We start from the raw sequence: 13,704 nt of genomic DNA on the forward strand, positions 1-13,704 counted from the left end.
GGTCAGCCGCCGGGGACGGTACAGCCCTGGCGGCGGGCCTGTTCGAGAAACACCGCAGTGGCGATCCCCGGGAATCGAGGGGAGCCTGCCGGTAGTGGACCGAGAACGTCGAACAGCCTGTCGAGCCGTTGATAGAGCGTCTGCCTCTGTATCCGAAGGCTTTTCGCGGTCTCGGTCTTGCTACCCCAGTGGGTGATGTACGCCAGCAGGGTCGCGTACAACTCTCCGTGCCGCTCCCGATCGTGTGCGAGCAACGGTCCGATCTGATCGTGGACGAACTTCTCGACCGTGGATTTTCCCGACATCGACTCCACCAGTAGGGCAAGTGCGAAATTGCGGGCATCGCGGATGCGATCGTGAGGGCCGAGGTCCAGCGCGAGCACAGCTGTGGCGGTGTCGAAACACCGGCGCAGACCGTGGCGATCGGAGGCTCCCGGACCGACACCGGCTCGCCTGATACGCAACTGCGTCGCCTGCAACATCGACAGCAGAACCGGCCGTCGGGCATCGAGCATCTCCTGGTCGGCGAAACCGAGAACAGCGACGTGTCGGTCGCCGATCTTCTCGCACCAGTTGTGCGGCGACACCGACCCCACTGTGCGTTGCCACGTGCCGGCGGCCGGGTCGTGGTCGAATTCGACCGACACCGTCAGGTAGGCGTCGTGTTCGGGCATACCCATGCGCTCGGCGACGCCGTCGAGGTGGTCGGTGACATCGGAGGCGGGGTAATTCGTCGCCGACAACAGTGAGAAGAAGCGGGTACGCAGTCGGTCTTCCACCCTGGCCGGGCGTGAACTGAGCAATGCAATCGACAGGATTTCCGGAGCTCTCTCCAGTCCGGCGTTTATCGAATAGATGTCGGCATCCGGTCCAGGAGCCACGGTCAACACCGCCACGTCCCGACCACCACTGGTGACGGGCACCTCGAACGAGGTGAAATCCGATGGCTCGGTGACGAGCCCGGATTGCCCGATCAGATCTCCCGACGCCGAATGCAGCGTCACCGACGACCGAGTCTCGACACCGAGCACATCGAGAACGGCGTCCACCGCCCCGTCCGTTTCGATCGAGGCCGACAACAACCGAGACATACGGTTTGCCATCTGCAGCCGACGCAGAGCGGAGTCGGCAAGTTGGCTGTTGATGCTCTCGCATACCTGTACGAACGGCACACGGCGTCGGAGATGCACCACCGGAAAGCCGATCCGTTCGGCATGCTCGACCAGAAGCGGCGGAACGACGTCGAGGATTCCCCCCGTCTCCACCGCGATACCGACGACTCCCGCGGCATTCATCGACTCGAGGTACGTCACCAGATCGGCTTCGGAACACCCGCCGAAGTACACACCCTCCATCAGAATCAGCTCCCCACCGCGCAAGAGAGGTGCGATGTCGAGTTGCTCGCTGGCATGAACCCACCGCAGAGACCGCGTCACAGAACGCCTTCCCGCGACGAGCTCGGGTCGCGCCGCAGAAAGATAGACGTCATCGAAGGCGTCGAGCACATTCATAGGTGACATTCTGTCCACCCGCTGTTACGAGTGGCTTACATTGCGTAAGGGTTCGGGAAACACACGGGCAGCAGGCTTCTCACGAGGCCGACCGAACCGCCGGTCGACCGCATACCGAGGAGTTCACGGTGACCACACATTCCCACGACGTCGAGGATTCGCTCCAGCCGATTCCCGACAGCCAGAGAACCACCGCGCTGTCCGGTCAGTTCTGGATATGGGCGGGTGCGAACATCGCGCCGATCAACTGGGTGCTCGGCGCGCTCGGCGTCAGCATGGGCCTCGGCCTGGCGGATACCCTGACTGTGCTCGTCCTCGGAAACGTCATCGGAATGGCGATCTTCGGATTCTTCGTTCTACTCGGACAACGAACGGGAACGACCGGAATGCTGTTGGGCCGTTCGGTCTTCGGTCGTCGGGGCAACTACGTTCCCTCCGCCGTCCAGGCCGTGGTGGTCGTCGGCTGGTGCGCGGTGAACACCTGGATCGTCCTCGACCTGGTGATGGCTCTGTTCGGCGAACTCGGCTGGGTCGACCCGGACGCCGCGAACGTCGGATGGAAGGTCGCGGTGGCCACAGTCATCATGGCGATTCAGGTCGGTATCTCCATGGCCGGATACCGGGCGATCGCGGCATTCGAGCGCTGGACCGTTCCGCCGACCGTCGTGGTGCTGGTTCTGATGTCGATCGTGGCCTGGTTCCACCTGGACATCGACTGGAGTTACTCCGGTCCGGACGGAGTTGCGCTGGCCGGCACCGAGCGCATCGTCGCCATGTCGGCCGTGATGACGGCCATCGGAATCGGCTGGGGACTGACGTGGTTGACCTACGCCGCCGACTACTCCCGCTTCGTGAGTACGCGTGTTCCGCGACGCAAGCTGTACCTGGTCAGTGCACTGGGACAGTTGATTCCCGTCGTGTGGCTCGGTGTGCTCGGCGCGACGTTGGCCACCACCAACGGTTCCGTCGATCCGGGCAAGCTCATCGTGGAGAACTTCGGTGCGCTCGCCATCCCGGTGCTGCTGTTGGTTCTGCACGGCCCCATCGCCACGAACGTTCTCAACGTCTACAGCTTCGGTGTGACGGCGCAGGCCCTCGATATCAAGTTGAGTCGGCGCACTTTGAACCTTGTCGTCGGCGTTCTCGCACTGGCCGCGAGCGTGTTCTTCGTCTTCCAGGAAGATGCGGCGCAGACCCTCGACGCCTGGCTCGTGGGTGTGGTGGGCTGGGTGGCGACGTGGGGCGCGATCATGCTGGTGCACTACTACGTCTTCGAGCGCGCCAGCACCCGCTACGGCCATCTGTTCGACGACGTGGGCTCGACGAGGATGCAGGACGTCAACTGGCGTGCACTCGCGGCGTTCGCCGTGGGAATTTTCGGCACCTGGATGTTTCTCAACGGCATGGTCCCGGCATTGCAGGGGTTCGGTTCGCAGGCGCTCGGCGGTCTCGACATCTCGTGGCTCGTCGGCGGTAGTGCTGCAGCATCGACCTACTACCTTCTCGCCCGAAAATCTCATCGGCAGTGGATGATTCGTCAGCAACAGCCCGAAGAGCAGGTTCCGACACCACAGCCGGTCGAATAGCTCGTAGCCGTCATCGCACCGCGCAGTCAAGGAAGGAAACATGGGAATCTTCATCAGGAACGCGCACGTCATCACCATGGACGCATCCACCGGATCCGAACCGATCGTTCGCAGCATCCGGATCGAGAACGACGTCGTCACTGCAATCGCCGCCGATCTCGAACCCGGCGACGGCGATACGATCATCGACGGCCGCGACAGGCTGGTGACACCGGGATTCGTGAACGCACACACCCATTCGTGGGAGACGTTCTACAAGGGCAGATACGACAACATGCCCCTCGAGATGTGGATGGCCATGGCGTATCCGATCCTCGGCGACAGTCGCGTCGAACCCGATCTGGTTCGTCTGCGCAGCACGTTGTTCGCAATCGAGTCCCTCGAAGCGGGCGTGACGACGATCGTCGACGACGTTCTCGAGAACCCGACTCAGGATTGGGCGCAACTGTCGGCGGTGTTCGACGCCTACGAAGAGATCGGCATCCGAGCGAACATCTCCGGACACGTGATCAGCAAGCCGTTCGTCGATACTGTGCCGTTCATCGTCGATCATCTGTCGCCGGAGGCCACGGCCGAGATTCGGTCGCATCCGGTTCCCACCACGCAGGAGTACCTCGCATTCAGCAGGAAAGCATTCGAGCAGTATCACGGTCGAGGCAACGGGCGCTTGCGATACATGGTCGCGCCGTCCGCACCGCAACGGTGCGGTGCGGAGCTTCTGGTCGGTGCCACGCAGTTGGCGGCCGAATTCGACGCCGAATGCCATATTCACGTCCTCGAGACCAAGACTCAGTTGGTCACGGGAACGGAGATGTACGGCGGCTCCCTGGTGGAATACATGGGTCGGATCGGCGCACTGTCACCCAATACAACCCTGGCGCATGGCATTTGGCTGACCGAAGACGATATGTCGATGATCGCCGCGGCGGGTACGTCGATTTCGCACAATCCGATCTCGAATCTCAAGCTCGGATCGGGAATCGCCCCGTGGCATGCCCTGCGTGCCGCGGGCGTGAACCTCGGACTGGGAACCGACGGATGCTCGAGCAGTGATTCTCCCCGGATGCTCGACGTCGTGAAAGCTGCTGCGCTGCTGCACAAGGTGACCAACCCGGACTTCACCACCTGGCCCACGGTGGACGCGGTACTACACGCAGGCACCGTCGGCGGGGCCCGCAGTGCGCTCCTTCAGGACACAGTGGGCACCGTGGAGGTGGGGATGCAGGCCGACCTGGTGATCTTCGACCTCGACACCATGGCTTTCACGCCTCGGCAGAAGCTCGACCGGCAACTGGTGTACTCCGAGAACGGCTCCTCGATCGATGTCGTGATCGTGGCGGGCCGGATCGTCGTCCAGGGCGGACGCGTCACCACGGTCGACCGGTCGGCGGTGCTGGCCGAACTTGCCGAGCGCCTCGACGAGATCGTGGCACGCCAGAATGCACTCGAATCGCTGAACAAGCCCCTACTGGATGCGCTGGCGGCCATGTACGACAGAGCGGTTGCGACCCGCGGCACCGTCAACCGATTCAGCGACGACGAACGCGCGTGGCTCGTCTGAACGGCGGTGCCGGAGCGGGTGTCATGAAGGTCGATTTCAAGAAGACGCTCGACGCATATTCGGCACGGCACAACATTTTTCGTACCCTCGTCGTTCCGCCGCTGACCTACCTGATGCTCGACGGACACGGCGATCCGAACACCGCGCCGGAGTATGCCGAAGCAATCGGGGCGCTCTACCCCGTGGCCTATGCAGTCAAGTTCGCGAGCAAGAACGATCTCGAACGGGACTACGTCGTCCCGCCGCTCGAGGCTCTGTGGTGGGCCGAGAACATGAACTCGTTCACCACCGAGAGGGACAAGAGCGAGTGGAGCTGGACCGCCATGATCATGGTGCCCGACTGGATCGACCGTCCGATGTTCGAGACGGCAGTGGCGACCGCCGCCTCGAAGAGCAACTCGGACGCGTCGAGCAGGGTTCGGTTGGAGACTCTCGACGAGGGACTGTGCGTACAGACACTGCACATCGGGTCCTACGACGACGAGACGTCGGTACTCGACGAGCTCCATCATCGATACATCCCCAGTTCTGGATTGACGATGACGGGCAGACATCACGAGATCTATCTGAGCGATCCGCGCCGGGTCGAACCTGCGAAGCTGCGCACCATCCTTCGCCAGCCGGTAGCGCATTCAGCGGAGTCGGCGTCGCTCTGACACGATGGCCGTCATGACCAACGCGGTGCGCCCGGCGTCGTTCACCGCCGGGACCCTCACTCTCCTGGGGGCGCTCTACTTCGCGCAGGGAGTGCCGTTCGGATTCTTCACCCAGGCCTTGCCGGTGGTGCTCCGGGAGTCGGGGTTCTCCTTGGTGAAGATCAGCGCAACCGGTGTGTTGTTCCTACCGTGGGCGCTCAAGTTTCTCTGGGCACCGTACGTCGATCGGTACGGATCCAGGAGGCGGTGGCTGCTGTCGCTGCAGTGTTCGGCCGCAGCGGTGGCACTGGCGTTGTCGTTCCTCGATCTGTCGTCGACGTTGCGCTGGCTGTTCGTCGGCATCTTCGTCATGAATGCTCTGTCGGCGACGCAGGACATCGCGACCGACGGCATCGCGGTGCGTACGCTCACCGCGGCGCAGCGCGGGTTGGGCAACGGACTCCAGGTCGGTGCCTACCGCATCGGCATGGTGTGCGGTGGCGGACTGCTGTTGTGGCTGTTCACCTTCGCCGGATGGCGGGCGCTGTTCGTTGCGATGGCACTACTGATCGTGCTGACGACGCTCCCCGTGTGGTGGATGCGCAGACAACTCGACGCGGCCGACGCGGACTCCGATCCGCACGCCGAGCGACCGAGGCCGGGGCGGCTGGCCGGTGCCTGGTGGTCGCGGCTTCGCAGACCCGGAATGGTGGCATTCATTCTGCTGATCATCGGGTTCAAGTTCGGCAACTCGATGGGATCGGCACTCGTGGGTCCGTTCCTGTCGGACAGCGGTCTGTCGCTGCCCCAGATAGCGCTGGTCGAGGGCGGTCTGTCTTCGGTGGCTGCGGTCGGGGGAGCCGTACTCGGGGCATGGCTGGCGTTTCGGTACGGACGTCGTCGGGCACTGCTGGTGGGCGGAGTGAGCCAAACGCTGAGCCTTGCCCTGTATGTCGTCGCGTCGCTGGGCGTAGGCGGCTTTCCGCTTCTGGTCACCGCCAACATCACCGAACATGTGCTCGGTGGTGCGGCCACCGTGGCGGTGTTCGCGCTGATGATGGACGCGTCCGAGAAGCGCTTCGCGGGAAGCGATTACACGCTGATGGCGTGCGCGATCGTCTTCGCGCAGGGTGCCGCCGGGATCGCCGCCGGTGTGGTCGGCGATCTGTTCGGATACACGGCGATGTTCGGTTCCGCGCTCGTCCTGTCCGGTATCGGCTGTGCACTGTTGCTGCTGGCACTCGATCGGGGCTGGGGGCCCGAAGGTCTCCGACAGGTGATCCCGCCGAAGACCGTCGTCGTGTAGGAGCGGCTGCGTCGGCGCTCAGCTCCCAGTGTTGGATCCTGCGATGTTGACCATCCACTGAACTCCGAACTTGTCGGTCAACATTCCGAACGTGTCGCCCCACGGAGCTTTCTCGAGACCCATGGTGAACTGCGCGTCGACGGCCAACTTGTTCCAGTAACCCGTCAGTTCGTCCTCCTCGTCGCCGCTGAGCGAGACGCTCATGGTGTTGCCGGGGGTGTGCTCCATCGACGACGGCGTGTCGGCTCCCATCAGAGTGAAGCCGTTCGAGGTTGTCAGCTGGCCGTGCATGACCTTGTCCTGGTCGGCGGGATCCTCGCTGGCGTTGGCCTCGCCGAGCGTGGTGACGGTGAGCTCGCCACCGAAGACCGACCGATAGAACTCCATCGCCTCGCGGGCATTGTCTCGGAACGACAGGTAGGGATTGAGAATGGACATGATCGAAGTCTCCTTCTTCGCTGAACGAGCGGGCTGAACTACGTCGACGGCATCCGTCGAAACAGTAGACACGCACCACGACGGAAAGTCACCGCAGAAGATCAGATGGAGGCGTCGGTATCGGCCAGAATGGTGCGGAGTGCAGCCACATGGCGTCGATACGCCGTTCTACCGTCCTTCGTCAACGACAACCACAGTCGACGCGAGTCCGTGCGTGATCGCTGCTGCTCGACGTATCCCGCATCGACCAGAGCGGCGACCTGCTTGCTCAGCGCCGATGCGCTCAACCCGCTGTGTTCCTTGACGATCGAGAGTTCCACCGTCGTGGCCGCGGCCAGAAGGGCACAGATTCGGAGCCGGTGTGCGGGATGAATGATGGGATCGAGATCGCTCGTCATCGACGTGTGCTGCGGTAGTGCAGGATCGATCCGATCGAGTAGATCGACGCAGCTGCGATGGCGAGCAGAAGCACAGGCCAGGCCGGTCCGCCGGGATTCCCGACAGCCTGCGCCAGTGCGACGCAGAGCGCCGAGAGCGCCACGCAGGTGAGGAAGCCTCTGTTGGTGGGTAGTGCCCACGGCGTCCCCATCCGATATCCGGTGATGACGTTGACCGCGATGATCACCGCGGCGACCCCGAGGAACGCGGCCCGGCTGTCGACAAGGGCGGTCAGTGCGAAGACTGCGAGCAGCACGGCGTTGACCGGATACAGCCACACCGGCCACGGAGTGTCTCGTACCGCGCGCTGAACTCGGTCGATGTCGTCGAGAGCTGTTCGTGCTTCGGCAGGTGTGGGTCTTCCGATGCTTTCCATGGTGGAAACTGTATTGGATAGTTTCCATCATGGCAACCATCTGGCGAGGGTCAGGTGTCGGCAGGCCGCGATACTTCCGATTCCCAGCGGGCTCGTCGTTCGTCGTCGGACTGCTCCCACCACGGCGTTCCTCGCTCGCCGAGGGCGACTTTGGTGGCATGCACGCCTGCGCGAGATTCGGGTGCGCCCGACGTACGTTTGACCTCCCTGCGCCACGCCATCAGAATCGACCGCAGTTCGGTATTGCGATCCTCGGGGATGTCAGGATCCGTTGCGCGCCAACGTCTACCCTTGATGACGATGTAGCGACCGTCCTCGGTGCGTTCCGGTTCTTCGGCCATGGGTCCACACTGCCATGCGTCAGCTGCTCAGATACTGCGGTACTGCAATCCCGTCGAGCCCGAGCGCAACGGCGGCACGAGCGGTGACCGGGCCGACCAGATTGCCTGTCCCGTTGTAGCCGCCGAATGCGACCACGGTGTCGTCGACGACTGTGCACAGCGGGCGCCCGTCCGCGGTGAATCCCACGGATGCAGCCCAACGCGCAACAACCGAAAAAGATTCTCCTGCAAACGATGTCGCGACAGATTCGATGTAGTCCTGCACCTGGGCGGTCGGTTCGTCGGACGGTGTCCACTCGTCGTCTACGAAGAGGTCACGACCGCCCCCGACATACAGCCGTCCCGACGCGTCCTGCTGCGCGTAGTCGTATCCCCATCGTCCGTACACGGGGCAGGGCAGTCGTCTCGGCGTGACGGGCGAGGTGGCGAGCATCTGCAGACGCGCGGTCCGAACCCGGCCGTCGAGCTGGGGGAGTACCTGTTCGAGCCGACCGTCGACGGCAACGAGAACCAGGCCGCACCGAATCACCCCACTCGGCGTCGTGACTGCTCCTGGCCCGATGGCGGTTGCGGGCGTGTGCTCGTACAACCGGGCGCGGCCCGCGAGGATCGACGCCAACCCCAGCGCGCGACGCGCAGGATTCATCACCGCGTCGTCCGGTAGGAAGATCCCGCGCCCCAACTCGCCGGAATACTGCTCGACGGCAATGTCGTTCTCGCGCAGGCACTGTGCCAGCGCATCGCAATCCTCCGAATCGGCGAGCTCGACCGGCGCGCCGGGCACTCCCGCGAGCCTGATGGATCCGGTGCGGCGGACGACGTCGGATCCGAGAAGCCCTTCCAGGGAGTCGATCTCGGCCAGAGTCGCTCGATACAGATCCACCGCACACGGGCCCCAGGTTGCGAGCGCAGTGTGCAGAAAGGTCGCCGGACCACCGAGCAGGAAGCCGCCGTTGCGACCCGCGGCACCGGCAGCGATCCGTCCTGCGTCGATTCCGACCACATCGAGACCACGGTCTACGAGGTCGGCTGCAGCGGCCAGACCCGAGCCTCCCAGGCCGACGACGCAGACGTCCGCGGTACTCCCACGCTCCAGTGCGGGTAACCCCGCCCAGCCGGACACGACCGGGTCGTCGTCCCATGCCGGGCGGGACGTCGCGCTGACACTCATCGGTCGATCGTATCGACGGATTCGGCGGGCGGATGGTTTACGATTCCGGCACCCGCATCCCAGCACCGGTAAGGACCGTCCATGCGCACTGTGATCGTGACCGCGTTCGTTTCGCTCGACGGCGTCATGGAAGGACCCGGCGGCGAGGTGGGTTATCGCAACTCGGGGTGGACGTTTCAGGGCATAGAATTCGACCCGGCAGTGTACGAGATCAAGGGGCGCGAGCAGGAAGAGGCCACGGCGCTGCTGTTGGGCCGCACCTCGTACGAGGCATTTGCGCCGATCTGGCCCACCATGGACGATTTCGCCGGGTACAACGCGATGCCGAGGTACGTGGTGTCGACAACGCTCGAAAAGGACGACTCACGGTGGCCGGCAACCATTCTGCGTGGAATCGACGACGTCGCAGAGCTCAGGGACTCCGATGGTGGGCCGATCTCGATCCACGGCAGCGCCACTCTGGGGCGAAGTCTCGCCGACGCCGGACTCGTCGATCGGTACCACCTGCTCGTCTTTCCACTCCTGCTCGGGGCGGGAAAGCGACTGTTCAGTGAGGCCGACAAGGACACCACGCATCTCGAACTGGTCGAACACGAGGTCTACGGCAACGGAATTCAGAAGCAGGTGTTCGACGTACGTCGATGACCGGGCGGGGCAGGCCTCAGACGTCGTCGCTTCGGATGGTGCGCCGCCGCACGGAGACGAGTTGCAGCTCGGGACGTGAGGCCGCCACGCGCTCGATTCGGTCGAGAACATCGGTGACATGGTCGCGACCGCCTGCTACGACGGACGCGCCGACACCTGCTCGTCGGTGCAACTCGCGATGATCGGTCTCCGCGGCCGACACCGCGAACTTACGTTGCATTTCGGAGATCACCGGCCGGATCACGGAGCGCTTCTCTTTGAGTGAGTGAACATCTCCGAGAAGGAAGTCGAATTCTATCCATCCAATCCACATATGCCGACCATCCTAACGCTGGGGGATACCCGAGCACTCGGGATTCGACTCGGCGATGCTTCGGATGCGCACCATTCGCCGAACATGTTCGTACACTGGCGGCATGGCTGCACCGGCGGAACACGGCTCCTTGCCGCCCAGCCTTGTCGAAATGGCGACCCGTCAGGTCCGATCCGAGGTGCTCAGCGGTGCGCTCGAGCCCGGATCCCGAGTGGTCGAGGAAACCCTGTGCGCGCGCCTCGGGATCAGCCGAGCACCGGTACGTGAGGCGTTGCGCCTGTTGGCTCAGCAGGGTCTGGTCGAACATCTTCCACGTCGCGGGTTCCGAGTGACGGTGTGGTCGGCAGTGGACATTCTCGAACTCTTCGAGCTGCGTCAGGTCCTCGAACGGCATGCGCTCGAGCGCGCGCTCCCGCTCGGTTCGTCTCGCGACGGTGCGTTCGCGCCGGTACGAACGGCGCTCGACGAGATGCGTGACGCCGATGCGCGGGGCGACACCCTCGGCAAGGACGACGCCCACCGGCGTTTCCACGAAGCCATCGTGGCGTTGGCAGGCAGTCGCCAACTCGATGTGGCGTATGCACCGATCCTGCTGAAGTTGCAGCTACCGATGGCCCGCAATCTCAGGGAAGAAGCCCGAGTGGCCAATCCGGTCGACGGGATCCGGCGTCACGAATGGTTGCTCGACGCCATCGAATCGAACGATCTGTCGGTGGCGCTCGCTGCGTTGAAGCAGCACGGCGAGCTGACCTACCTGCATCTCGAGAGTACTTCCTAACAGACTCGAAACACGGCAACAACCTGCAGTAACAGAAAACTGTCGACAATCGACGGTATGAATTCAGACCTTGGACCGGTACCCGGCCCGACCGTTGCCGAGATGCTCGCGGCGTACCGAACCGGCGCCTCGACTCCCACGGCAACGGTGGAGGCCTTCTCGACCGCCGTGGCTGCGCGCGGCGACGACGGAACGTGGATCACCGTCGTGGCCCGTTCGGAACTGCTCGCGGCCGCCGCGGCTCTGGAAGCGCGACCCGATGCGGTGTCGCTACCCCTGTACGGAATTCCCTTCGGCGTCAAGGACAGCATCGACGTAGCCGGATACCCGACCACTCTCGCCTGTCCCGACTACGCGTACACGCCGGATTCGACGGCCCCTGCAGTGCAGGCGTTGGTCGACGCCGGAGCCATCTTCGTCGGCAAGACCAGCCTCGATCAGTTCGCGACCGGGCTGAACGGAACGCGCACGCCGCACCCGATTCCGCGGAGCGTCTACGGCAACGACATGATCTCGGGCGGCTCCAGCTCCGGTTCGGCACTGGCCGTCGCCCTCGGGCAGGTGCCGTTCTGCGTGGCCACCGACACCGCAGGATCGGGGCGAGTGCCCGCAGCGCTCAACGGCATCGTCGGGTACAAGCCGTCACGCGGCCTGATCAGCACCGTCGGACTCGTCCCCGCGTGCAAGTCGCTGGACTGCATCACCCTGATGGCGACCACGGTCGAGGATCTCGATGTCGTCTTCGACGTCATGTGCGCCGAGGATCCAGCGGACGGCTGGTCGCGTCGCCGCGGAGAGAAGTTCGACGGGCACGAGGTCACTGTGGGCCTACCGGACCTGCAGCAGTTGGATTTTTTCGGCGACGCAGCCATGTTCGATGCACATTCGGTCGCGCGCCGGTCGCTTCCCGAGCATGGATTACGGACCACCGCAGTCGATCTCACTCCGTTTCTCGATGCCGGATCGCTGCTGTATCAGGGACCGTGGGTCGCCGAGCGGCTGGTCGAGTTCGACGAATTCCTCACCGACAAGCCCGATTCCATCGTTCCGGTCGTCCGCGAGATATTCTTGGGTGGACGGCATTACAACGCCGTCGATGCCTTCCGTGCCCTGCAGACGCTACAAGACCTCCGCGCTCGCGTAGCGCAACTCTGGACCTCGATGGACGTGATGATCGTGCCGACCATCGGTACCACCTTCACCGTGCCCGAGGTACTCGCGGACCCCATCGCGTGCAACACGAAGCTCGGCCACTACACCCACTTCGGGAACCTTCTCGACCTGACCGCCGTAGCGGTTCCCGCCGGGCTCACCGAGGACGGTCGACCGGTCAGCCTCATGGTGATCGGGCCTGCGCTGGCCGACGATACGATTCTCGCAGTCGCGGCCCGGTTGCTCGGAGAGGGGCGCGCCGTCTCACCGCCTCTCGCCGTCGAAGGGTCGGCGGTCGAGACCATCGACATCGTCGTTGCCGGGCACCATCTGTCAGGAGAGCGCGCCAACTCGCAGCTCGTCGAGCTCGGCGGGTCCCTGGTCGAGGCCACATGCACCGCGCCGACGTACACACTGCTTCGGATCGGAACCGCCGATCCGACTCCCGGCCTGCTGCGAGTTCCATTCGGCGGCAGCGCAATCGACGTGGAGAGGTGGCGACTGCCCGCTACTTCTCTTGCGGTACTCGCGGGCAGAATGCCAGCGGTGCTCGCTCTGGGACGAGTGCTGCTGGCCGACGGTTCCGACGTTCTCGGCTACGTCTGCGATGCCACTGTGCAGACCGGCGCGGAGGGACACACCGTCGACGACATCAGCGAGTTCGGTGGCTGGCGGGCATATTCCCGGGCGATCAAATCTGCTCACGACACTTCCATTGCAGCACAGGAGATCTCATGACCTCAGCACACACCCCGGTAGCATCGATACCGTCGGCGTCGCCATCGGAGTTCACTCTCGACGCGTCGACGACGGCACTGCTCGTCATCGACATGCAGAGGGACTTTCTGCTTCCAGGAGGGTTCGGTGAGAGCCTCGGCAACGATGTAGGCCAGCTCCGAACCGTGATCGAGCCACTCGCGAGTCTCATCGCCGTGGCCAGGGATGCCGGGATACCGGTGATCCACACCAGGGAGGGGCATCTGCCGGACCTGTCGGACTGCCCGCCGGCGAAGTTGCGCCGCGGCGCGCCCTCTCAGCGCATCGGTGATCGGGGAGCGTTCGGCCGCATACTCGTTCGCGGTGAGTACGGCCACGACATCGTCGACGAATTGGCACCGCTCGAAGGCGAGACCGTCATCGACAAGCCCGGCAAAGGGGCGTTCTACGCCACCGAGCTCTCCGAGGTTCTCACGAGCGCCGGAATCACCACCCTGCTCGTCACCGGTGTGACGACGGAGGTGTGTGTGCACACCACGGTGCGGGAGGCCAACGATCGAGGATACGAATGCCTCGTGGTGACGGACTGTGTCGGTTCGTACTTCCCGGAGTTCCAGCGAGTGGGCCTCGAGATGATCTCGGCTCAAGGCGGGATTTTCGGGTGGACCGCGCCGTCGGAGGACGTCGTGGCCGCGTTGATTGCGTTCGTTCCCACTTCTGCGAGCCGATAGGACCA

Annotated in this window: 15 protein-coding genes; 8 read left to right on the forward strand and 7 right to left on the reverse strand. The window is 64.0% G+C overall.

Going from position 1 to position 13,704, the window contains the following annotated elements:
- Positions 1-2 precede the first annotated feature (2 nt).
- On the reverse strand, positions 3-1,511 hold the full coding sequence (locus tag QM615_RS00335; RefSeq protein ID WP_283346910.1) for a PucR family transcriptional regulator: 1,509 nt from the start codon (positions 1,509-1,511) through the stop codon (positions 3-5).
- Positions 1,512-1,639: 128 nt separating this feature from the next.
- On the opposite strand from QM615_RS00335, the gene QM615_RS00340 reads away from it, so the two are divergent.
- Genes QM615_RS00340 through QM615_RS00355 form a run of 4 tightly spaced genes read left to right on the forward strand, consistent with a single transcriptional unit; the run spans position 1,640 to position 6,599 of the window.
- Positions 1,640-3,097 (forward strand): purine-cytosine permease family protein, encoded by a 1,458-nt coding sequence (locus tag QM615_RS00340; protein WP_283346911.1) that lies wholly within the window; start codon positions 1,640-1,642, stop codon positions 3,095-3,097.
- 40 nt (positions 3,098-3,137) lie between these two features.
- Positions 3,138-4,658, forward strand: coding sequence for an amidohydrolase family protein (locus tag QM615_RS00345; protein ID WP_283346912.1), 1,521 nt, complete (start codon positions 3,138-3,140; stop codon positions 4,656-4,658).
- Positions 4,659-4,681: 23 nt separating this feature from the next.
- The gene (locus QM615_RS00350) at positions 4,682-5,314 is read left to right on the forward strand and encodes a GyrI-like domain-containing protein (protein ID WP_149406002.1); all 633 of its coding nucleotides are present in this window, start codon (positions 4,682-4,684) and stop codon (positions 5,312-5,314) included.
- A 13-nt stretch (positions 5,315-5,327) separates the two neighbouring features.
- A complete protein-coding gene (locus QM615_RS00355; protein ID WP_149405705.1) occupies positions 5,328-6,599 on the forward strand; it encodes an MFS transporter in 1,272 nt (423 codons plus the stop codon).
- An 18-nt stretch (positions 6,600-6,617) separates the two neighbouring features.
- On the opposite strand, the gene QM615_RS00360 is transcribed toward QM615_RS00355, so the two are convergent.
- The 5 genes from QM615_RS00360 to QM615_RS00380 all read right to left on the reverse strand — a co-directional run bounded on the left by QM615_RS00360 (position 6,618) and on the right by QM615_RS00380 (position 9,363).
- On the reverse strand, positions 6,618-7,040 hold the full coding sequence (locus tag QM615_RS00360) for a VOC family protein (protein ID WP_068047305.1): 423 nt from the start codon (positions 7,038-7,040) through the stop codon (positions 6,618-6,620).
- Positions 7,041-7,138: 98 nt separating this feature from the next.
- Positions 7,139-7,435, reverse strand: coding sequence for a transcriptional regulator (locus QM615_RS00365; RefSeq protein WP_149405706.1), 297 nt, complete (start codon positions 7,433-7,435; stop codon positions 7,139-7,141).
- Positions 7,432-7,851: a hypothetical protein gene (locus tag QM615_RS00370; RefSeq protein WP_149405707.1), complete on the reverse strand. Its 420-nt coding sequence runs from the start codon at positions 7,849-7,851 to the stop codon at positions 7,432-7,434. The genes QM615_RS00365 and QM615_RS00370 overlap by 4 nt, the downstream gene beginning before the upstream one ends.
- 50 nt (positions 7,852-7,901) lie before the next feature.
- Positions 7,902-8,192, reverse strand: coding sequence for a hypothetical protein (locus QM615_RS00375; protein ID WP_149405708.1), 291 nt, complete (start codon positions 8,190-8,192; stop codon positions 7,902-7,904).
- A gap of 19 nt (positions 8,193-8,211) precedes the next feature.
- A complete protein-coding gene (locus tag QM615_RS00380) occupies positions 8,212-9,363 on the reverse strand; it encodes an NAD(P)/FAD-dependent oxidoreductase (RefSeq protein WP_149405709.1) in 1,152 nt (383 codons plus the stop codon).
- 81 nt (positions 9,364-9,444) lie between these two features.
- Between QM615_RS00380 and QM615_RS00385 the strand changes: the two genes are divergently transcribed.
- Positions 9,445-10,008: a dihydrofolate reductase family protein gene (locus tag QM615_RS00385; protein WP_149405710.1), complete on the forward strand. Its 564-nt coding sequence runs from the start codon at positions 9,445-9,447 to the stop codon at positions 10,006-10,008.
- A gap of 16 nt (positions 10,009-10,024) precedes the next feature.
- Here the strand turns inward: QM615_RS00385 and QM615_RS00390 are convergent, their stop codons facing one another.
- A complete protein-coding gene (locus tag QM615_RS00390) occupies positions 10,025-10,321 on the reverse strand; it encodes a DUF503 domain-containing protein (RefSeq protein ID WP_149405711.1) in 297 nt (98 codons plus the stop codon).
- Positions 10,322-10,424: 103 nt separating this feature from the next.
- Between QM615_RS00390 and QM615_RS00395 the strand changes: the two genes are divergently transcribed.
- Genes QM615_RS00395 through QM615_RS00405 form a run of 3 tightly spaced genes read left to right on the forward strand, consistent with a single transcriptional unit; the run spans position 10,425 to position 13,699 of the window.
- On the forward strand, positions 10,425-11,099 hold the full coding sequence (locus QM615_RS00395) for a GntR family transcriptional regulator (protein WP_068047468.1): 675 nt from the start codon (positions 10,425-10,427) through the stop codon (positions 11,097-11,099).
- A gap of 57 nt (positions 11,100-11,156) precedes the next feature.
- Positions 11,157-12,989 (forward strand): allophanate hydrolase, encoded by a 1,833-nt coding sequence (gene atzF / locus QM615_RS00400; RefSeq protein ID WP_149405712.1) that lies wholly within the window; start codon positions 11,157-11,159, stop codon positions 12,987-12,989.
- Positions 12,986-13,699 carry a cysteine hydrolase family protein gene (locus tag QM615_RS00405; protein WP_149405713.1) on the forward strand — a complete coding sequence of 238 codons (714 nt, stop codon included), beginning with the start codon at positions 12,986-12,988 and terminating at the stop codon, positions 13,697-13,699. Before atzF ends, QM615_RS00405 begins: the two co-directional genes overlap by 4 nt.
- Positions 13,700-13,704: the final 5 nt, after the last annotated feature.

The organism is Rhodococcus sp. IEGM 1341 (assembly GCF_030056895.1).
Taxonomy (GTDB): Bacteria; Actinomycetota; Actinomycetes; order Mycobacteriales; family Mycobacteriaceae; genus Rhodococcoides.